Below are 20248 nucleotides of genomic sequence, written 5' to 3'. Positions count from 1 at the left end.
GCCCACAAGAGCCGGTGCTCAGTTCTGCTGGATGGGCAAGCGAATGTGGAACTGGGCGCCCTGGCCCGGTTCGCTGGCGCAGTGGATGCGGCCGCGCAGCAGCTGGACCACCAGGTTGTAGATGATGTGAGTGCCGAGCCCGCTGCCACCCTGTCCCCGCTTGGAGGTGACGAAGGGATCGAAGATGCGCGGCAATATCTCCGGGGGGATGCCGCGACCGTTGTCGCTGTAGTCGATGACCAGCTCGTCTCCCTGCTGCGCCACCTGGATGGTGATCTTTCTGGGCCTGTCCCAGCCATCGAAACCGTGATGGATGGAGTTGAGGATCAGGTTGGAATAGATCTGGGTGAAGCTGCCCGGGAAGGAGTAGATGCTCAGCTTGGGATCGCATTGAATGTCGACCTCGCACTGGGCCTTCTTCAGCTTGTAGCCGAGGGAGACCACCACCTGGTGCAGGTTGTCGGCGAGGCTGAAGTTGTAGCGCGCCTCGGACGACTGATCGACCGCCACCTGCTTGAAGCTGGCGATGAGCTCGGAGGCGCGTCTCAGGTTGCCTTGCAGCAGTTGCATCGACTCGTCGAGATTCTGGGTGAATTCGTTGAGGTAGGAGCGGGAGAGCTGCTTGGCCTCGAGGTGCTGCTTGAAGTCGGCGACTCGCTCCTGCAGATAGGAGGAGGCGGTCACGCTGATGCCGATGGGGGTGTTGATCTCGTGGGCCACGCCGGCAACCAGGGAGCCGAGAGAGGCCATTTTCTCCGACTCCACCAGGGTCTGCTGGGCCTGCTTGAGATCGTCATAGGCCTTGCCCAGCTGGTCGTTGGCATCGCTCAGGCTGCGGGTGCGTTCCGCCACCTTGCCTTCCAGCTGCTCGTTGAACAGGGTGATCTCCCGCTCGACCTTTTTGAGGGGGGTGATGTCATAGCCAAAGCCAATCAGGTACTTGAGGTTAGGCCCCTCGTAGAAGGGAGCGAAGGTCCACTGCAGTACCAGCTCGTTGCCCTGCTGGTCGTGCATGGTGATCTCCCTGTCCTCCAGAGCGCCCTGCTCGGCCAGGGTGGCGGCCAGCTCGTCACGCTGCTCCTTGCTGACGAAGAGATCCAGCCAGTTGTGCTGCAACAGCTCCTGGTGGTGATAGCCGGTGAGCAGGATGGCCGCAGGGTTGATGCTGGCGATGTTGAGATCCGGCTCCATGCAGCAGATGACCATGTTGGCGGAGTTGATCAGGGTGGCGGAGAAGTCCCGCTCCTGCTGGAGCTGATCGGCGGCCTGATGGCGGGCCGTGAACTCGTCGTTCAGCCGGGTGCGCATCTGGTTGAGGGGGGCGGCCAGGGTATCGAATTCGTCAGGGGACTTGCGGGGCAGGGGGCGACCTTCCAGGGTCAGCTCTACCGCGAGGCGATCCAGGCTCAGTTTCTGGGCATAGCTGACGATGCGGTTGATATGACGGATCACCAGATAGTAGATGATGACCAGGATGCAGAACGAGACGACCAGGGTCTTGATGGTCTGGCTGACCAGGATCAGCACGGATTTCTCGATGAGGCGCTGGTAGACCTGCTCCAGGGAGGCGGCGACGAACAGCTTGCCGACCACTTCCCCCTGATAGCTCAGGGTGAACTCGCGGGAGATGTCGTATTGGGGCTGCTCCACCCCCTGGGTGAGCAGGGGCACTTCCGAATTGCCCAGCATCTCCTTGACCATGACGAACTGCATGTTGGGCAGGTTCATGATGCCCTCGATCTGCACCTTCACCTGCTCTTCATCCAGGTTCCAGAGACTGGCCGAGATGGGTTGCAGGAAGGAGGCCTCGATCTGGCCGATGCTGGCCTCGATGACGGTCACATCCTTGTTGTAGTCCCAGGCGAGCTGAAGCACGGTGATGAGCAGTGCCAGCACCGTACTGCAGATCAGAATGTAGGAAAGCAGACGATAAGAGAGTCCGTTAAGGCCGACGGCCTTGGAGAAGATTCCTGACATGGCGTCCTTGCGGTCTGGATTGAGTGCGGTTTAGTTTAACTGCTTCATGGACTTATGTCGTGTGTCATCCAATGGATAAAAATAAGGCCCCTTTCGGGGCCTTTTTTGTGTGGGCTGGGATCAGTGACCGCCCTTGGCTTTTGCCGGGATGGATTCGTCGAATTCCGGCAGCGGCTTGTGTTCGGATGCCAGGAAGGTGTAGATGACCGGCAGCACGAACAGGGTGAACAGGGTGCCGATGGCCAGACCCGCTACGATGACGATGCCGATGCTGAAGCGCTGTGCCGCCCCCGCACCCGAGGCATAGAGCAGCGGGATAAGGCCTGCGATCATCGCCGCCGTGGTCATCAGGATGGGGCGCAGACGGACCTTGGCAGCTTGCATCACGGCTTGCATCCGGTTCAGACCATGGAGCAGCTGCTCCTCCTTCGCCACCTCGCAGATCAGAATACCGTGCTTGGTAATCAGACCGACGAGAGTGATGAGACCGACCTGGGAGTAGATGTTCATGGTGGCCATACCCCACGCCAGGGCGATCAGCGCGCCACTGATGGCCAGCGGCACCGACACCATGATGACCAGCGGGTCACGCACGGATTCGAACTGGATCGCCAGCACCAGGAAGATGATGGCCAGGGCCAGGGCGAAGGTGGCGTAGAGCGCATTCCCTTCGGTCACGAACTGGCGGGCTTCCCCCATGAAGTCGTAACGATAGCCTTGGGGCAGCTTCTCTTCCGCGGTCGCCTTGAACCAGTTGATCGCATCCCCCATGGCCACGCCCGGTGCCGGCACGGCGCCGATGGTGGCGGAGTTCAGCTGGTTGAAGTGGGGCAGGGCACGGGGCTCTCCCTTCACTTCAATCTTGATCAGGCTGCCCAGCGGGATCGACTTGCCGTCGGCGGCACGCACGTAGTAGCCCTTGATGGACTCGGGGTTGAGACGGAACTTGCGCTCCACCTGCGGGATCACCTCGTAGGAGCGGCCATCCAGGTCGATACGGTTGACGTAACCGTCCGCCATCATGGTGCCCATGGTGATGCCGATGTCCTGCATGGTGATGCCGTAGGCACCCGCCTTGTCCTTGTCGATGCTGATCTTCATGGTGGCCGAGTCGTAGTTCAGATCGAGATCCGAATAGACGAACTGGCCGTTGGCCTGGGTTGCCGCCAGCATCTCACCCGCGATCAGGAACAGGCTCTCGAAGCTGTTCGGGGTGGTGATAACGAACTGGATGGGCAGACCGCTCGACGCCCCCGGCAGTTCCGGGAACTGGAAGGTGGTGATGGCCATCCCGGGGATGTCCTTCACCAGACCGGCGACCCGATCCAGCACCTCTTTCTGGCTCGCTTCACGCTGGCTCCAGGGCACCATGGAGGCGATACCGAACGCCTGATTGGAGTTGAACAGCCCCGAGAAGACCTGGGAGTAAGCGATCTCCGGCTGGTCGTCCAGGACTTTGTTCACGTCCGCCATGGTGTTTTCGATGTAGTCCAGGTTGGCGTTGGAAGGGGCCGTCCCCAGCACCGCCATGACGCCTTTGTCCTCGGACGGGGCCAGCTCGCTCGGAATGAACTTGAACAGCAGCGGCAGGCTGGCGAACACGATGACGGCAAACAGGATGACCACGATGCGCTTTTGCATCACGGCATGGAGCATGGCGTCGTAGCGGGCCGTCATCCGGTCCAGCAGATCGTGCACGGTACGCTCGAACTTGCCGGGCTCCTCGTTGGCCCTGAGCATCTTGGCGCACATCATGGGCGACAGGGTCAGGGCGATGATGCCCGAGACGAACACGGCTCCTGCCAGGGTCAGCGCGAACTCCTTGAACAGGGAGCCGGTGATGCCCCCCATCAGGGCGATGGGCGCATACACCGCCGCCAGGGTGACCGTCATGGCGATGACGGGCACGGCGATCTCCCGGGTACCTATGATGGCGGCCCGGAACGGCTCTTCCCCTTCCTTGATGTGACGGTCGACGTTCTCCAGCACCACGATGGCGTCATCCACCACCAGACCGATGGCCAGCACCATCGCCAGCAGGGTCATGAGGTTTATGGAGAAGCCGAACATGTCCATCATCATCACCACGCCGATGAGGCTCAGGGGAATGGTGATGATGGGGATGATGACCGCCCGGAACGAACCGAGGAACAGGGTGATCACCACCAGTACGATGGCGGCCGCCTCCAGTATGGTCTTGATGACCTCGTGGATGGATTCGTTGATGGCGATGGTGGAGTCATACAGGATGTTCACCTGCATGGTGCTCGGCATGTTGCGCTTCAGGCTCGGCAGCAGCTCCAGCACATCGTGGGCGATGTTGATGGGGTTGGCTGTCGGGGCTGCGTTGATGGCCAGAACCACGGCTTCGCGGCCATTGGCGCTGGCGCGATAGATGTCGTGGCTCTTCTCCAGGGAGACCTTGGCGATGTCGGAGAGACGGATCACCTTGCTGTCGCGGGTGGCGACCACCAGGCGCTTGAGCTCTTCGATGTTGCCGACCTGGGTCTCGGCGTTGCCGTTGAACAGGGTGAAATAGCCGGTGGCCTGGCCGGTCGCGGACTGATAGTTGTTGCTGTTGAGCACCGTCATCACGTCGCTTGAGGTCAGGTCAAAGGCGGCCATCTTGGCCGGATCCAGCCACACCCGCAGGGCGAATTCGACCCCGCCATACAGATCCACCTTGGAGACCCCGCCCACGGTAAACAGCTGGGGCTTGATGACCCGCTCCAGGTAGTCGGTGATCTGGCTGGAGTTGAGCTCCGGGCTGGTGAAGCCCATGTAGAGCACCGCCGTGGTGGAGCCGGTGGAGGAGGTGACCGAAGGGTCTTCCGCCTCTTTGGGCAACTGGGAACGCACCGAGTTGACCTTGGCCAGGATGTCGGACAGCGCGGCGTTCGGATCGGTGTTGAGCTTCATGTACGCCGTCACCGTGGAACTGCCCAGCTGGCTCGAGGAGGTCATGAAGTCGATGTTGTCGGCCTGGGCGACCGCCTGCTCCAGGGGCTGGGTGATGAAGCCCTGGATCAGGTCCGCACTGGCGCCATAGTAGCTGGTGTTGACCGTGATGACGGTGTTGATCACCTCGGGGTATTCACGCACCTGCATCTTGAAGATGGCCTGGAAGCCCAGCAGGGCTATCAGGAAGCTGAGCGAGATCGCCAGCACAGGCCGTTTTATGAATATGTCAGTAAATCGCATCGCAGCTCTCCGCGCTTACAGCATCGGGGTTTGTGCCGGAACGGCAAGGGCATCGTTCTCGACCACGTGCACCTTGGTATCGTTGCTCAGGCGAACCTGACCCGACAGCACGATTTGATCGCCAGCCTTGATGCCGGACAGCACATGGACATCGTTGCCGCGACGCTCACCTGCCTTGACCACCACCTGCTTGGCACGTTTCACGCCGTCAGCCTCGTGAATGACATAGACGTTCTCGCCATAGAGGGTGAAGGAGATGGCGGACTGCGGGATCACTATCTGGTCTTTCACCGTGGGCAGTATGATGCTGGCGCGGGCGAACATGCCGGAACGGAGCTGGCCGTCGTTGTTCGGAATGTCTGCCTGCACCTGGATCAGGCCGCTCTGATAGTTGACAGCGGGCTCGATGGCTGTGATTTGGCCGTCAAACTGGGTCTGGGGATAGGCATCCACGTTGATCTTGATGGTCTGTCCCAGGGTGATTTTGGAGATGTCGGTCTGGGGCACGGTGAAGCGCAAGCGCATCACGCTGGTGTCTTCCAGGCGCACAATCTGGGTACCCGGTTCCAGATACTGGCCGAGGAAGACGTTGCGCAGGCCCACGGCACCGCTGAAGGGGGCACGCACCTCACGACGGGCGATGGTGGCCTTCAGACTGTCGATGTCCGCCTCCAGGGAGCGGTAGCTTGCCTCGGCATCATCCAGCTGGTCACGGGAGATGGAGTTCTTCTGATAGAGGTTCTTGTAGCGCTCGAACTTGGCCCTGGCTGCCGGCAGTCTGGCCTGGGAAGAGTTCAGGTTGGCTTTTTCCACACTGGAGTCCAGGCTCAGCAGCAGTTGATCCGCTTTGACATGTGCCCCCGATTCGAACCGGATGCTGTCGATGGTGCCTGACAGCTCGCTGGAGAGGGTGACCCCCTGGTTCGGCTCGATGAAGCCGATGGCTTCAATGGTGGGGACCCAGTCCTGCGCCTTGGTGACCATGGCGGTGACCGGGAACTCGGGCTCGGGCCGATTGGCCATGAACTCTGCAATCTTCTTCTGCTTGAACATATTGAAGCCGATGACACTGCCAAACAGGGCGAGTGCTATCAGCAACATGATGGCCATCCACTTTTTCATGAACAGGCTCCTGTGATGGAAACATTAGGGTTTAAAATGGCATTCCAGCTGGCCCGGATGACCGTCTCCAGCTGTTCCTGCGTCAATTCGAAATCGTGAACCCGGCGCTGCTGTGCCAGGTTGGCCACGCAATCCAGACTCAATGCTTGCAACACCAGAATGGGGAGATCGATGAAGAGTCCCTGTTGGCGTCCTTGCTCAAAGAAGCGCTCAAGTGGCGCCCACGTCGCCATTATGACCGGATCCCGCTCCAATTCAGCCCCCAATTGAGAACTTTCGTACTGCAATTTGCACTTGAGTGCATTGGGGTAGCTGGTGAAGATGGCATCGATGTTGAGCCAGAGGCGCCGATACTGCTCATAGGACACCTCTTCTATCTGCACACCTTCCATGACCAGGGGATGACACTTGAGGATAGTGTGCTGATAGAGCTGGCGGATCAGGTCATCCTTGTCGCTGAAATAGCGATAGATGGTGCCTGCCGCCACCTTGGCTTTCTTGGCGACCACGGCAATGGAAAGGCCGTAGAAGCCCTGCTCGCCGAGGATCTCGTGAGCTGCTTCGAAAATGCGTTCTTTCTTATCCATGGTTATCAGAGGTCAACGACTGAATGAACGTTCATTCATTCTAGGTGGGCGCAAAGGCAAGTCAAGCATTGCCCATCATCTCTGACCCTATGGGGTGAGGGATTCAAAAAGTAGTGGGGAATTGCTGGATCCAGCCTGAACAAAACAAAAATAGTTGAAAAGGGTCGGAAGTGATTGAAAAACAGGCACTTGATTCTTTATGTCAAAAAAAGAGTAGACAAGGTCGGCATCATCATCAATAATGCGCCCCGTTCGACAGCGTAGCGCCCGTAGCTCAGCTGGATAGAGCGCTGCCCTCCGGAGGCAGAGGTCACAGGTTCGAATCCTGTCGGGCGCACCATCAAAAGTGCGCCGGTTAAACGGGCGTGTTGAAGAACGAAAACAGCTGTGGTGGCTGTAGCTCAGTTGGTAGAGTCCCGGATTGTGATTCCGGTTGTCGTGGGTTCGAGCCCCATCAGCCACCCCATTTTACAGCTTGTCAGGTACGCGAAGGTGGCGGAATTGGTAGACGCGCTAGCTTCAGGTGTTAGTGCCCCCCGGGTGTGAGGGTTCGAGTCCCTCTCTTCGCACCATACTTGCTGTATGACGAGGATGACCAGATGGTCATCTTTGTGTTTTTAGAATACCCCTCGGTGATTAGCGCAGCCCGGTAGCGCATCTGGTTTGGGACCAGAGGGTCAAAGGTTCGAATCCTTTATCACCGACCACATTTGAAAACCCCGCTCAGGCGGGGTTTTTGCTTTTTGGCGTTTCTCTTCCGCTTTTTCCTGTCACGTCTTTTTACACTTCTTCAGGCGCCTGTTCGCCACGAGTTCGGTATGCTGGGCCCGGAGCCGCGAGACAGGGGACGCTCGGGCACGGACCAGATACAAGGCCTATGCATCACCATATCACTTCTCTTCAACTCTCCGTGCTGGCCATGGCCGCACTGCTGCTGGGTGGTTGCGCCCTGCAGCCGAAACCGGAAGATCTTCTGATGGGCGCCGCCCCCAAGCCAAAGGCCGAACTCGAGGCCACCTTGGTAACCAGTGGTGGCTTCTGCGTGACCCTGAGCGAGCAGGGCCGTCTGCTGACCCAGCCCTGCGATCAGCAACCGAACCAGTCATTCAGCTGGGATGTCGGCGCCCTGCAACTGGCCGGGGATTGCCTGGTCGCCAGAGGGGAAGATGGTCTGGGGATGGAGGTGTGCCGGGAGGAGAGCCATCAATGGCAGTGGCAGGGGGATCGTCTGTTTAATCGGCAGGTGTCGCTGCGCCTGGATGTGGCGGGTCGCCGTCATAAGCCGGCCGTCCCCCTGCGCCTCGCCGAATGCTATGGCGGCGCCAACCAGAGCTTTGAGTGGACGCCATCCGGCACGCTGTTGAACCGTCTGATGCACCCGGCACTGGCGTGGTGACAAGAGAGCGAGAAACAAAAAGGGTGGCCACATGGGCCACCCTTTTTCGATCCGCGATGGGGATGCCTAATCAGCGGGTCTGGGAGGCGAACAGTTTCTCCAGATAGACAGCAACGCCATCTTCATCGGAAGTGAGGGTCTGTTCGTGCTCTGGCAGGGCCTGCTTGAGGCGATCGTGGGCGTTGCCCATGACCACACCACGGCCCACCATGCTCAGCATCTCGAAGTCGTTCATGCCATCGCCGAAGGCCACGGCCTGTGACATCTCCAGGCCGTGCTGCTCCAGCACGGCGCGCACGGCATTACCCTTGTGCACACCGGCATGCATCACCTCGAGGCAGTCAGGCAGGGAGAAGGTGACGTTGAGTCGATCACCATATTGCTGGTTGAGGTGCGCCTCTATCTTCAGCAGCTTGTCGTGGTCGCCGATGTAGAACACCTTGTTGACCCTGTCCTTCGGGTGGCTGGCGAGATCAGCCAGGCGGTAGCTGAAGCCGGAGTCGTGATGGAACTTCAGCAACCAGGGCAGCTCCTCTTCCACCAGCCACTCGTCGCCGTAGTAGACGTTGATGTGGATGGATGGGTCGCGCTCCATGGCGATCAGCTCGGCCGCCACCGTGCTCGGCAGCGCCTGGTTGTAGACCAGCTGATCCTGCTTGTCGTGTACCACGGCGCCGTTGGAGGTAATGAGGTAGATATCCAGCCCCAGTGCATCGCGGATGCTGCGTACATCCACATGGTGACGGCCGGTGGCGACCACGAACTTGACGCCCTGATCGACCAGACGGTGCAGGGTATCCCGGGTGCGGGAGGAGATCTGGTGCTGCCCGTTGAGCAGGGTACCATCGAGATCGGACACAACTACCTTGAACATCATTACCTCGACTTCAATTGAACGCCGGGGGAGTGTACCCCAGCGTCTGCCGTCACCCCATTTATTTAGGGATCCAAAAAATAACCAGCCCCTTCTGGTCGCGTCAGTAGCGTGCGAAGAAGGCCAGGGTTGCATTGAGCGCGGCCTGGCGCTGGGGATCCGCCTCGATGAAGAGCTCGTGCCAGGCCCCTTCGATGCGCAGCGGCTTGCTCCCTTCACATTGGGCCTTGGCGCAGAAGGCCTCCTGGGCGGCGTTGTCCACCACGCTGTCCTCGCCGGCCTGCAGCAGCAGCAGCGGCGTCTTGATGGCGCCGGCGTCGGCTACGGCCGCGTCCGATCCTGTGATGGCCTGATGGATCCAGTGGGCGGTGGCGCCCCCCAGCCTGACCTGGGGATGCTGCTCGTAGATCTGGCGGAAGGCCTGATAACGCACCGTGCTGTGGGTCAGCTCGTTGTCGGCAAAGCCGTGATCCTCATAGGGTCCCTGACCCGGGCCGTAGGGGGGCTCGCCCACCCAGCCGCCGACCGTGCCGATGGTGGCCGCCAACCCCTTGGCCAGCCACTTGGGCAGGCCGCCGAGGTTGATGCCCATCATGGGGGAGGAGAGCACCGCCGCCTGGATGTCGTTCGGCCAGCGTTCCAGATAGCGGGCCGAGATGGCCCCCCCCATGGAGTGGGCCAGCAGGAACAGCTTGGCGGGTTGGTCCTGGGCGATCACTTCGTCATGAAACTGTTTGAGATCGGCGACATAGTCGTCGAACTGGTCGACATACCCCTTCTCTTTGTCGGCCAGCATGCGGTCTGACATTCCCTGGCCGCGATGATCGATGAGGTAGAGGCTGTAACCCTGGCGCCAGAGATCCCAGGCCAGCTCCTGATACTTGAGGTAGCTCTCGACCCGGCCGTTGACGATGAGGATGGCGCGATCGATCTTGGGCTGGCGCAGGGCGGCATAGCGGAGGGTGACCCCGTCCTTGCCCTTGAACTCCCCCGGGGCGGCATGCTGGCGCCAGAAGTCGGGCAGGGTCTGCTGATAGAGGGCGGGGACGTCGGCTTCAGTGGTCAGCTGGTAAGGATTGCTCACGGCAAGGGCTCCGGCAGAAAACAGGGTCAGGGCCAGCAGGGGCAGGTGGTTAAGCTTCATCAGTGTACTCTTCCGAAGGATCATCCGATTGTTGGGCGGCCCATCCTTTGCGGGTCAGCTGCATCTGCTGCCACCAGCGTTCGTCCGCCAGGATCTCGCCGGCCGGACCGAGCTGGGGGTAGGGCATCTCTTTCTCCTTGCAGAGCTGGGCATAGACGGGATAGCCCCCCTCGAACAAGATGGTGTTCTGCTCTTCCAGGCTGAGTGGACAGCCGCGCTGATAACAGCCGGCCAGTTCGCGCTGGCGCTGGGCCTCGTAAAGGATGGCGGCGGCGGCCACCGAGACGTTGAGGGACTGCACCATGCCTACCATGGGGATGACGATATGGTGATCGGCCAGGGCCAGCGCCTCTTCGCCGATGCCGTGCTTCTCCTGGCCCACCAGGATGGCGGTGGGTCTGGTGTAGTCGATGGCGCGAAAGTCCACGGAGCTGTCGGAGAGGTGGGTCGCCAGGATCTGCATGCCGGAAGCCTTGAGTTCGGTCACGGCACTGCCGATGTCCGGGTGCAGCTTCACGTCCACCCAGTTCTGGCTGCCGCGGGCGGTGCCCTTGCGCTTGTGGATCCAGCTCTTGGGCCAGACCGCATGCACCCGGTGGATGCCGATGGCATCGGCAGTGCGCACGATGGCGGCCAGGTTGTGAGGTTTATGAACCTCTTCCATGCAGACGGTCAGGTCGAGCTGGCGCTGGGCCAGCATGTCGGAAATGCGTTTGAAGCGTTCAGGAGTCATGTCGGTTTCTATGTCGTGAGGCCGGTGTATGCAACAAGGCTGGTGGCCTGCGGCATGGGGCCCTGGGTATCTCTTGAAAAGCAGCAGGCGGCTTGCGCCGCCTGTGTTCAGTTTTTCTGTCGGCTCACCCTGAGCACGTTGGGCATGACCCGGATCTTGCGCATGATGTTGGCGAGGTGGATCCGGCTCTTGGTGGTGATGAGCAGGGTGACCACATAGACCCGGCCATCTTTCTCCTCGGTGCTGATGGCGTGGATGTTGGCGCCGGTGGCGGCAATCACGTTGGCCAGCTCCGCCAGGGCGCCCTGGTGGTTGACGATCTCGATGCTGATGCCGGTGCGGAATTCCTGCTCTTGCTCCTTGTCCACCTCCCACTGCACCGGCAGGTATTTGTCCGGTTCGCGGCTGTAGCCCTTGATGTTGCGGCAGGACTCCTGGTGGATCACCAGTCCCTTGCCCGGGCTGATGTGGGCGATGATGGCGTCCCCCGGGATGGGGCGGCAGCAGTTGGCGAAGGTGACCAGCATGCCGTCGGCCCCCTTGATCGGCATCTTCTTGCTGGTGGATTTGGGCTGCTCTTCCGGCGGCAGCTCATCCCCCAGCATGCGGCGGGCCACCATGACGCTCATGGCGTTGCCAAGGCCCACGTCGGCCAGCAGCCCCTGCAGGTTCTCGTGTTTGGTGTCGGCCAGCACCTGCTTGACGCGGGCTTCCGGGATGTCTTCGATGTTCTTGGCGCCCAGCGCATGGTTGAGTAGGCGACGACCCAGCACCACAGACTCTTCGGTGCGCAGGTTCTTCAGGAACTGACGGATCTTGGAGCGCGCCTTGGTGGTCACCACGAAGTTGAGCCAGGCCGCGTTCGGGCGGGCGCCGGGGGCCGTGATGATCTCCACCGTCTGACCGGAGTGCAGCGGGCTGCTCAGCGGATAGGGGTGGCGGTCGACCCGCGAACCGACGCAGGCATGACCGATGTCGGTGTGCACCGTGTAGGCGAAGTCCACCGGGGTGGCGCCGGCGGGCAGCTCCATGATGCGGCCCTCCGGTGTGAAGACGTAGATCTCGTCGGGGAAGAGGTCGGTCTTGACCCCCTCGATGAACTCGAAGGAGCTGCCGGCGCTCTGTTGCAGCTCCAGCAGGCTCTGCATCCAGCGCTGGGCGCGGATCTGGGCCGTGGTACCCGAGCTGTCCCCATCCTGCTTGTAGGCCCAGTGGGCGGCGACGCCCTTGTCAGCCATCTGGTCCATGAACTCGGTGCGGATCTGCACCTCCACCGGTACCCCGTGGGGCCCCACCAGGGAGGTGTGCAGGGACTGGTAGCCGTTGGTCTTGGGGATGGCGATGTAATCCTTGAAGCGACCGGGGCGCGGCTTGTAGAGGCTGTGCATCTGCCCAAGCACCCGGTAGCAGGTGTCTATGTCTTTCACTCTCACTCTGAAAGCATAGATATCCATCACTTCGTGGAATTGCAGTTCTTTCTTCTCCATCTTGTTGTAGATGGAGAACAGGTTCTTCTCGCGTCCGCTCACCTGGGCATCGATGCCGGCTTCCCGCAGACGCCCCTCAATCTCGCTCTGGATGGAGTCGATGATCTCACGCCGGTTGCCACGGGCGCGGCGTACCGATTCCCGCAGTACCCGGGAGCGCATGGGGTAGAGCGCCTCGAAGCCGAGCTCTTCCAGCTCGTTCTTCATGGTGTGAATACCGAGGCGGTTGGCGATGGGGGCGAAAATCTCGAGGGTTTCCCGTGCGATGCGGCGGCGCTTGTCCGGCCGCAAAGATCCCAAGGTGCGCATGTTGTGGGTGCGGTCGGCCAGCTTGATCAGGATGACACGGATGTCCTGGGTCATGGCCATCATCATCTTGCGGAAGTTCTCGACCTGGGCTTCCTTGCGATCGCGGAACTTCAGCTTGTCGAGCTTGGAGACACCGGAGACCAGCTCGGCGACGGCGTTGCCAAACTGCTCGGCAAGATCGTCCTTGGTGACAGGGGTATCTTCGATGACGTCGTGCAGCACGGCAGCCATCAGGGTCTCGTGATCGAGGCGCATGTCGCCCAGGATGCGGGCCACGGCAACGGGATGAGTGATGTAGGGTTCACCACTGGAACGCATCTGTCCCTGGTGAGCATCACGGGCTACCACATAGGCTTGCCTGAGCTTCTCAACCTGCTCGGGTGGCAGGTAGGAACTGGCTATTTCTTTAAGATTTTCAAATAAATACAAGACAGTCCCCGCAGCGGTTAAACGGCAATCCGTGAAATTGAGGGTATGCCCTCGAGTTTGCGAGGTTTTCGAGCGGTTGTAAATGGGGAGAACAGCCGGCACCCGGGCGGGCGCCGACTATGGGAGGCGACTGACTTAGCCGCGACCTTCTGCGATGGCAGCAACGGCAGCCAGCTCGGCGGCTTCCTGCTCTTGCTGCTCGTAGCGGTCCTGAGTATCCATCACCTGGTTGTTGACCAGACCCAGTTCGATCTCGCGCAGGGCGATCACGGTCGGCTTGTCGTTCTCTTCGTCGACCAGGGGATCCTTGCCTTGTACCGCGATTTGACGAGCGCGGCGCGCGGCGACCAGCACCAGGTCAAAACGGTTACCTACCTGTTTTACAGCATCTTCTACAGTAACGCGGGCCATGCGGGACTCCAGTGTTTGGGCTTTCTGTGATTGAAAAAGCGGTGTTTAAAAATGACGCAAAAGTTTACTTGTTTTTGGCTTACTCTGCCAGTAGCTGTTTCAGCAAGTTTTGCTGGGCCTGCTGTTGCTGACGCATTTCCAGGCGCTGGCACTCTATGACGGCCCTGAGTTGGAACAGTGCCAGCTCAAAGTCTTCATTGATGATGACATAGTCATACTCGTCATAGTGCACCATTTCGGCAATGGCTTTCTCCATCCGGCCCTTGATCACCTCGGCGCTGTCCTGGCCGCGGCCGATCAGGCGGCGCTCCAGCTCCTCGCGGCTGGGAGGCAGGATGAAGATGGACTTGGTCGGCATCTGTTCGCGGATCTGGCGGGCGCCCTGCCAGTCGATGTCGAGGAAGACGTCGATGCCCTGCGCCAGACAGGCCTCGATGGCGGCGCGGGAAGTGCCGTAGTAGTTGCCGAAGACTTCTGCCCACTCCAGAAAGTCACCGCGCTCGATCAGCGCCTTGAACTCTTCCACCTTGACGAAGTGGTAGTGCACCCCGTGCTCTTCACCGGGACGGGTGGCGCGGGTGGTGTGGGAAACCGACAGCTGCATCTTGCCGGCGGCGTTGTGCTGGGTCAGCAAGGCATTGAGCAGGCTGGACTTACCGGCCCCGCTCGGGGAAGAGATGATATAGAGAGTGCCTTGTTGCGCCATGTCTGTACCTTTAAGCGATGATCCGCGCTTTGGTTGTAGCAGAGGCCGCCGTCTTGTGCCCGATAAGGGAGACGGTTGCTCGCAATGCGCGGAGGAATCAGAGTCAGGAGGATGTAAAGGCGGCGAATGTTAGCAGATGGGGGCGGATAAAAAAACGGCCGGAATCATATTCCAGCCGATCAAAATATCCGTAGCTTGCTGTGCGGGCGTTACCCGCATAGAGGGCCATTCTGCCCACGGAGCCGGGGCCGGGCCATCAGATTATCCCTGCGCCAGGGCTCGGAATTTCCGAGTTGCCCTGGGTCGGTAGAAGATGCTTGTCGGTACAGAGGCGGTCGAAGGCGGCGATGACCCGCTCGCGGCTTATCTTGGCCATGGCGTCCGGATCCTTGAGGCGGGTGCGCCAGCCGAGCTCGGCCAGCGGCTTGCCGGTCTCCTGCTCAATCAGTTCCTGATAGACGCTGACCAGATAATCCCGGCACAGATAGGGGCCGGTACGGGCGGGGTTGTGGTGGGCGTAGAGGCCGATCACGGGTGTCCCCACCAAGGTGGCCATGTGGGCCGGGCCGGTATCCGGGGCCAGCACCAGGCTCGCCTCGCCAATCAGCGCCAGCAATTGCTTGAGGCTGGTCTGCCCCACCAAATCTTCCGGCTTGCTCTGGCTGAGGCGCTGGATCTCGGCGGCGAGATCCCGCTCCAGCCTGGCCGGTCCGCCGCACAGATAGACCTGAAAGCCCTTGTCTGCGGCGTGATCCGCCAGCGCGGCGTAGCCGGCGGCAGTCCAATTCTTGAATGCCTTGCTGGCAGCGGCGCAGATGAGCAGGGTCGGCTTGCCGCCAATTTTCTCCTTCGCCCAGGCCTGGTGCTTGGCGCTGATGGGCAGTTGCCAGTCCGGGGTCAGATCCTTTATCCCGAGCTCTTTGGCGAAGGCGAGAAAGCCGTCCAGGACGTGGGGGGAGGCGGGTGAGGGGACCCGATGGTTGGTGAACAGCCACTGACCGTCGCTGGCGCGCTCCCGATCAAACCCGAGTTTGACCTTGGCCTTGATGCCGAGGGTGGCGATGCTGGCGCGCATGGCGGCCTGCAGGTGAAGCAGGGCATCGAACCTGCGCCCCTTGAGGGTCTGCCAGAGATCGCGATAGCCGCGCCACCCCTTGCTCTTGTCGAAGGGAATGACCTCGACCCCCGGCAGATCGGCGAACAGGGTCGCCTCAATCTTGCCGGTGATCCAGGTGATGCGGGTCTGGGGCCACTCCCGCTGGATGACGCGCACCAGCGCCAGCGCGTGGCAGCAATCTCCGATGGCGGAGAGCCGCAGGATGCAGATGGAGGAGGGCGGCGTTTGGAACAGCGGCATGATGTGGCGCAACGATGGCAAAATGGATGGATGGCATTATGCAAACTCCCCTGTGGATTGTAAAATTGCGCCGGTTGCCCGACCGGCACGGCTTTCTGAATGGATGCCCTGCACCCACTATCGACCGGAATTCTCATCATGCTGACACACACCACCCACAACCAGGTCTGCTGGTATGCCGACGGAGTCTTCCGCGATCCCTCCCCTGCCTTGTTCGATCCTGTCTGGTGGCAGACCCATCGCCAGGTGGTGGGTTCTTCCATCGGTCGCGGGGTGACCTGGTTCGTGAAGGATGAATCCCGCCACTTGGTGCTGCGTCACTACTACCGTGGCGGCATGGTGGGCAAGCTGGTGCGTGACCGGTTCTGGTTTGAGGGGGTGGAGAGCAGTCGAGCCATGGCTGAATATCGTCTGCTGGCGACCCTGAGTGAACAGGGGCTGCCGGTGCCGCGCCCCTTTGCGGCCCGCATGGTCAAGCAGGGGCCCTTCTATCGGGCCGACATCCTGATCGAGCGTATTCGCGGCGCCAAGGATCTGGTGGCCCTGCTCAAGCAGGGGCCGATCGCCGGTGAGGTGTGGCACAAGATAGGCAAAACGGTGCGCCAGTTGCACGATGCAGGGGTCTATCATGCGGATCTCAACAGCCACAACCTGCTGCTCGACAAGGAGGGCAAGGTGTGGGTGATCGACTTCGACAAAGGAGCCATCCGCTCCCCCGGCAACTGGCAGCAGGCCAACCTGGAGCGGTTGCTGCGCTCCTTCAACAAGGAGTCGCAACTGCACACCAGCTTCCACTTTGTGCCGGAGAACTGGCAGGCCCTGATGGCAGGCTATCAGGGCAAGGTGGCGTGACGTCGGGTTCCACTTCGTAGCTGGAGGCTGGCAAGCCCTGATGGCGGACCACCAGAGGCGAGAGGTGCGAGGCCAGCGATGCTGGCGCGGTTGCTCGGCGCCAGCACCAATGTTACTTATTGAGTGTGATTGCTTGGACAGATATTCAGATCCGGTTTCGAGGCGCGTGATGGAAAGGTATGAGACTCCCGGGGTTGAGGTCACCACTCCCCTTGAGGTGACGCTGATGGCACAGGCCATGGCGATGTTGGAGGCCGGGATCTGGACCTGGTCGGCCGGGCAGGGTCTGAGGCGGGACCCTTCCTGTCTGCAACTGCTGGGTCTGGAGGGGGGCGAGCTGGGAGATCTCGGCTGGCTGGATCGGGTACATCCGGATGATGCTCCCCGTCTGGCAGAGGCCCTGGAGGCCTGCCAGCAAGGGCGCAGCAACGGGCTTCGACTCGAGTACCGCATCCTGCACCATCAGGGCCATTACATCCGGCTGGAGGAGCGGGTCCGTCGCGACGAAGGGGGTCAACTGCTGGGGGTGGTTCGCCATCTGGATGCCGCCATGGCGCCCCTGGAGGATCGCCATGACACGGATCCCCTCACCGGCCTCGAGAGCCGCAGCCACTTCGAGCTGTTGCTGGATGAACGGCTGGCCAGCGAAAGCGGCAGTTTCTGTCTGCTGCAGTTCAGCGTGGATCACCGCAGCAAGATCCTGCAGTTGTTCGGGGAGGCGGCCTGCGACGCCATGCTGGCCAAGCTGGCCCGCATCGTGCGCCGCGAGCTGCGCCGGGAAGATCCCTTCGCCCGTTGGGACGAAGACGGCTTCATCCTGATGCTCTCCCAGACCGATCGGTTGAGCGGCCTGGAGATTGCCGAGCGGCTGCGTCTCGAGATCGCCGACGCCAGCCTGCTGCCCCAGCGTCCGGTGACCGTGAGCATCGGCCTGGTGCAGAGCCAGAGTGCCGAGCAGCTCGATCACCTGCTGGCCCGGTTGGCCTCCTGCCACGGTCAGGCGAAGCGGGAACACAACGCCGTGGTCGGCTGACGGCCAGTCACTGTCCGCGAACCCATTGACGCCGATGGACCCATCAGCGTCAATGATTTTCAGTCAGCGCTCACTGACCTGCTGACGCTGGCAGACCCAGAGGGAAGCCAGCATCAGCAGGGCGCCCAGACCGAGCCTGAGCAGGTCGGTATCCTTTCCCCAGAGCACCAGATTGACCAGCAGACCCGCGGGGATCAAGGCGTTGTTCATGATGGCCAGCACGCCGCTGCTGACCAGGGTCGCCCCCTTGTTCCACAGGAAGTAGCCGAGCCCGGATGCCCCGACCCCCAGCCAGAAGAGGATGCCCCATTGCAGGGGGCTGGCGGGATATTGAGGTTTGCCCAGCAGCCACCAGGCGGGCAGGGCGATCACCAGGGCGCCCAGATAGAAGCAGCCGAACACCGCCAGCTGGGGCGGCTGCTCAGCCTCCCGGGCCAGCAGCACCTTGTAGCCTACCTGGCCCAGGGCGAAGCAGACGTTGGCGCCCTGCACCACCAGGAATCCCAGTACGTAGCTTTCGGTCAGGCCGTCGAAACGGATGACGGCCGCCCCCAGCACAGCCAGCAGGGCCCCCCACAGATAGACAGGCTTGAAGCGCCCTTCCAGCAGGTCGTGGATCAGGGTGACATAGATGGGGGTGAAGATGGTGAACACCAGCACTTCCGGTACCGTCAAGAGCAGGAAGGAGTGGTAGTAGAAGAGATACATGATGCCGAGCTGGATGGCACCGAGGGCCATCAGCTTGGCCACCAGATCGGGGCGCAGCCAGCGACGGCGCAGGAAGGGTAGAAACACCAGGCTGGCGAGCACGATGCGGGTCAGTACCGAGAAGTAGGCATCCACCTGACCGGCAAGGTAGACCCCGATCAGGCTGAAGGAGAAGGACCAGAGCAGGGTAACCCCTATCAAGTAGTTCATGTGATTGAATTGTCGTCAGTTGTCAATTTGGAGGGCGCTATGATGGCCGAGTTGGAAGGCGCGATCCAGCGTTTATGGGAAGGGTTGTCACAGATCGGAGCATTTGCCTTCGAGGCGAGCAACGGGGCCGGATCCGCCACCGACTGGTGCGGTCGCGGGGAGGGGGCCGTGGTGGTGACCGATCATCATGGGGGGTGGCTGTATGCCGAGACGGGTCGCTACACCACGCCCCATGGCCGGGAGCTGACCATGCACAACCGCTTCTGGTGGCAGCGCACCGCACGGGGGATCATGCTCTCCCACCTGCGCTACGAGCAGCCGGTGATGTTGTTCGAGCTGTTGCCCCGGGGGGACGGGCACTGGGTCACGGCCGAGCCTCACCTGTGCGGGCAGGATCACTACAGCGCCGAGCTGACCGAAACCGGCGGGGGCTTCCTGCTCGCCTGGCAGATAACGGGGCCGCGCAAGAACGAGCGGTTGAGTTATCGCTACGGACCAGAGGCGCAGAGATAAAAAAACCGGCGCAGGGCGCCGGTAGAGGGGACAAATCGGAGGTTTTGTTAAAACGGTCCCAAAAACAGGAGAGATACACTCTCGTCACACACGCAGAGAGGGTCTTCAGGCATTCAGTGCATAGTTCAGCATGGCTTGCAGCTTGCTGTCGAAGAACCAGGGCAGCAGCACCATCAGCAGACCCAGCACCCCGGCCAGCCGGTGGCGATACTGCCAGCCGGCTATCAGTACCAGACCGCCGCAGAGGGTGGTCAGGATGCCTGACATAGGGCAGCCTCCCGCTGTTGGCGGCGCTGCTGTGCCCACTGGTTGAGGGCGACCGAACCCAGGATCAGGGCCAGCGCCACGCCCGTGGTGGACTGGATCTGCTCGCCGAGGAACAGGGCTCCCAGCATGACGCCGAACAGCGGCACCAGGTAGTTGCTGAAGGAGGCGAAGGTCGGGCCCGCCTTCTGGATCAGCGCCATGTAGAGGAAGTAGACCAGGCCGGTACAGAAGATCCCCAGCATGGCGACGGCGCCCATGGCCTGCTGGCTCGGCAGGGCGAGGCTGCTCAGGTCGGCCACGAAGGGTGCGGCCAGCAGCAGTTGGATGGCTGAGGAAATCAGGATGTTGCGGGCCACGACCACAGGATGGTCCTTGGCGAAGCGCTTGATCATCAGCAGGCCGATGGCGAAGCAGCTGGCACCGAACAGGATGGCCATGGCACCGAGCAGGCCGGCATTCATGCCGCTGGTCAGCTTGGGCCAGAACAGTACCAGCACGCCGATGAAACCGATGATCACGGAGACGAGGCCGCCCTTGGTGATTCTTTCACCAGAAATAAACAAGGGAGCCGCCAGAATGGTCACAAAGGGGATACAACCCATGACCACGGCCGCGATGGCGCTGTCCACGTACTGTTGTCCCCAGGCCACCATGATGAAGGGGATGGTGGCGTCGAGCAGGGCGATCAGCATATAGGTTCGCCAGGGCGTGTGTTCACTCTTGAGGCGCATGAACAGGCAGAGCAGACCCAGGGTCAGGCTGCCGCACAGGGCGCGTCCGGCGGCCACCATGATGGGGGGCAGTTCAGCCACGGCCTGGTGCATGAAAATGAACTGGGAGCCCCACAACAGGCCGATCGCCAGCAACAACAGATAGCTACGCATTTGAATCTCCGATGTAATTCGCCTGCGCATTCTATGCAATCTGCTACT

Annotated in this window: 18 protein-coding genes and 4 tRNA genes; 8 read left to right on the top strand and 14 right to left on the bottom strand. The window is 61.2% G+C overall.

Going from position 1 to position 20248, the window contains the following annotated elements; genetic code table 11:
• Positions 1–18: 18 nt before the first annotated feature.
• The 4 genes from PG896_RS03470 to PG896_RS03455 form a co-directional block, all read right to left on the bottom strand.
• Positions 19–1977 (bottom strand): ATP-binding protein, encoded by a 1959-nt coding sequence (locus PG896_RS03470; protein ID WP_270835381.1) that lies wholly within the window; start codon positions 1975–1977, stop codon positions 19–21.
• Between the two features lie 120 nt (positions 1978–2097).
• Positions 2098–5178, bottom strand: a complete 3081-nt coding sequence (locus PG896_RS03465; RefSeq protein ID WP_201871709.1) for a multidrug efflux RND transporter permease subunit — start codon at positions 5176–5178, stop codon at positions 2098–2100.
• Between the two features lie 15 nt (positions 5179–5193).
• The gene (locus PG896_RS03460) at positions 5194–6300 is read right to left on the bottom strand and encodes an efflux RND transporter periplasmic adaptor subunit (RefSeq protein ID WP_039040661.1); all 1107 of its coding nucleotides are present in this window, start codon (positions 6298–6300) and stop codon (positions 5194–5196) included.
• Positions 6297–6887 (bottom strand): TetR/AcrR family transcriptional regulator, encoded by a 591-nt coding sequence (locus PG896_RS03455; protein WP_161470540.1) that lies wholly within the window; start codon positions 6885–6887, stop codon positions 6297–6299. Before PG896_RS03455 ends, PG896_RS03460 begins: the two co-directional genes overlap by 4 nt.
• Positions 6888–7150: 263 nt before the next feature.
• Between PG896_RS03455 and PG896_RS03450 the strand changes: the two genes are divergently transcribed.
• From PG896_RS03450 to PG896_RS03430, 5 genes are all read left to right on the top strand, one after another.
• Positions 7151–7227 (top strand) — tRNA-Arg (locus tag PG896_RS03450).
• A 50-nt stretch (positions 7228–7277) separates the two neighbouring features.
• A tRNA-His gene (locus tag PG896_RS03445) sits at positions 7278–7353 on the top strand.
• A 20-nt stretch (positions 7354–7373) separates the two neighbouring features.
• Positions 7374–7459: transfer RNA gene (locus PG896_RS03440), tRNA-Leu, on the top strand.
• Positions 7460–7517: 58 nt separating this feature from the next.
• A tRNA-Pro gene (locus tag PG896_RS03435) sits at positions 7518–7594 on the top strand.
• 170 nt (positions 7595–7764) lie between these two features.
• Positions 7765–8283, top strand: coding sequence for a lectin (locus tag PG896_RS03430; RefSeq protein ID WP_049637084.1), 519 nt, complete (start codon positions 7765–7767; stop codon positions 8281–8283).
• Positions 8284–8353: 70 nt separating this feature from the next.
• Here the strand turns inward: PG896_RS03430 and PG896_RS03425 are convergent, their stop codons facing one another.
• The 7 genes from PG896_RS03425 to PG896_RS03395 form a co-directional block, all read right to left on the bottom strand.
• Positions 8354–9157, bottom strand: coding sequence for a Cof-type HAD-IIB family hydrolase (locus PG896_RS03425; RefSeq protein ID WP_201985636.1), 804 nt, complete (start codon positions 9155–9157; stop codon positions 8354–8356).
• A 103-nt stretch (positions 9158–9260) separates the two neighbouring features.
• The gene (locus PG896_RS03420; protein ID WP_270835380.1) at positions 9261–10301 is read right to left on the bottom strand and encodes an alpha/beta fold hydrolase; all 1041 of its coding nucleotides are present in this window, start codon (positions 10299–10301) and stop codon (positions 9261–9263) included.
• Entirely contained in the window at positions 10291–11034 is a 744-nt protein-coding gene (gene trmH / locus PG896_RS03415; RefSeq protein WP_161957730.1) for a tRNA (guanosine(18)-2'-O)-methyltransferase TrmH, read from the bottom strand. The genes PG896_RS03420 and trmH overlap by 11 nt, the downstream gene beginning before the upstream one ends.
• Before the next feature lie 107 nt (positions 11035–11141).
• A complete protein-coding gene (gene spoT / locus PG896_RS03410) occupies positions 11142–13259 on the bottom strand; it encodes a bifunctional GTP diphosphokinase/guanosine-3',5'-bis pyrophosphate 3'-pyrophosphohydrolase (RefSeq protein WP_039040667.1) in 2118 nt (705 codons plus the stop codon).
• A 135-nt stretch (positions 13260–13394) separates the two neighbouring features.
• Positions 13395–13670 (bottom strand): DNA-directed RNA polymerase subunit omega, encoded by a 276-nt coding sequence (gene rpoZ, locus PG896_RS03405; RefSeq protein ID WP_005307060.1) that lies wholly within the window; start codon positions 13668–13670, stop codon positions 13395–13397.
• A gap of 79 nt (positions 13671–13749) precedes the next feature.
• Positions 13750–14376 carry a guanylate kinase gene (gene gmk, locus PG896_RS03400; protein ID WP_039040668.1) on the bottom strand — a complete coding sequence of 209 codons (627 nt, stop codon included), beginning with the start codon at positions 14374–14376 and terminating at the stop codon, positions 13750–13752.
• A 256-nt stretch (positions 14377–14632) separates the two neighbouring features.
• On the bottom strand, positions 14633–15733 hold the full coding sequence (locus PG896_RS03395; RefSeq protein ID WP_069784779.1) for a glycosyltransferase family 9 protein: 1101 nt from the start codon (positions 15731–15733) through the stop codon (positions 14633–14635).
• A 138-nt stretch (positions 15734–15871) separates the two neighbouring features.
• Here PG896_RS03395 and PG896_RS03390 point away from each other — a divergent pair, with 138 nt between their 5' ends.
• Both PG896_RS03390 and PG896_RS03385 read left to right on the top strand, forming a co-directional pair.
• A complete protein-coding gene (locus PG896_RS03390; RefSeq protein ID WP_010672321.1) occupies positions 15872–16585 on the top strand; it encodes a 3-deoxy-D-manno-octulosonic acid kinase in 714 nt (237 codons plus the stop codon).
• 169 nt (positions 16586–16754) lie between these two features.
• Entirely contained in the window at positions 16755–17618 is an 864-nt protein-coding gene (locus PG896_RS03385) for a GGDEF domain-containing protein (protein ID WP_039040669.1), read from the top strand.
• 63 nt (positions 17619–17681) lie between these two features.
• On the opposite strand, the gene PG896_RS03380 is transcribed toward PG896_RS03385, so the two are convergent.
• Positions 17682–18536 (bottom strand): DMT family transporter, encoded by an 855-nt coding sequence (locus PG896_RS03380; protein ID WP_041212087.1) that lies wholly within the window; start codon positions 18534–18536, stop codon positions 17682–17684.
• A 42-nt stretch (positions 18537–18578) separates the two neighbouring features.
• On the opposite strand from PG896_RS03380, the gene PG896_RS03375 reads away from it, so the two are divergent.
• Positions 18579–19049, top strand: coding sequence for a DUF6314 family protein (locus PG896_RS03375; RefSeq protein WP_102949270.1), 471 nt, complete (start codon positions 18579–18581; stop codon positions 19047–19049).
• A gap of 105 nt (positions 19050–19154) precedes the next feature.
• Here the strand turns inward: PG896_RS03375 and PG896_RS03370 are convergent, their stop codons facing one another.
• Positions 19155–19316, bottom strand: coding sequence for a hypothetical protein (locus tag PG896_RS03370; RefSeq protein ID WP_010672325.1), 162 nt, complete (start codon positions 19314–19316; stop codon positions 19155–19157).
• Positions 19301–20200 carry a DMT family transporter gene (locus PG896_RS03365; protein ID WP_270835379.1) on the bottom strand — a complete coding sequence of 300 codons (900 nt, stop codon included), beginning with the start codon at positions 20198–20200 and terminating at the stop codon, positions 19301–19303. The genes PG896_RS03370 and PG896_RS03365 overlap by 16 nt, the downstream gene beginning before the upstream one ends.
• Between the last annotated feature and the right edge of the window lie 48 nt (positions 20201–20248).

This window comes from Aeromonas sp. QDB30, assembly GCF_027707645.1.
GTDB lineage: Bacteria > Pseudomonadota > Gammaproteobacteria > Enterobacterales > Aeromonadaceae > Aeromonas > Aeromonas caviae.
Note: the sequence above shows the minus strand (reverse complement) of the source record. Positions and strands in the feature narration are given on the sequence as shown.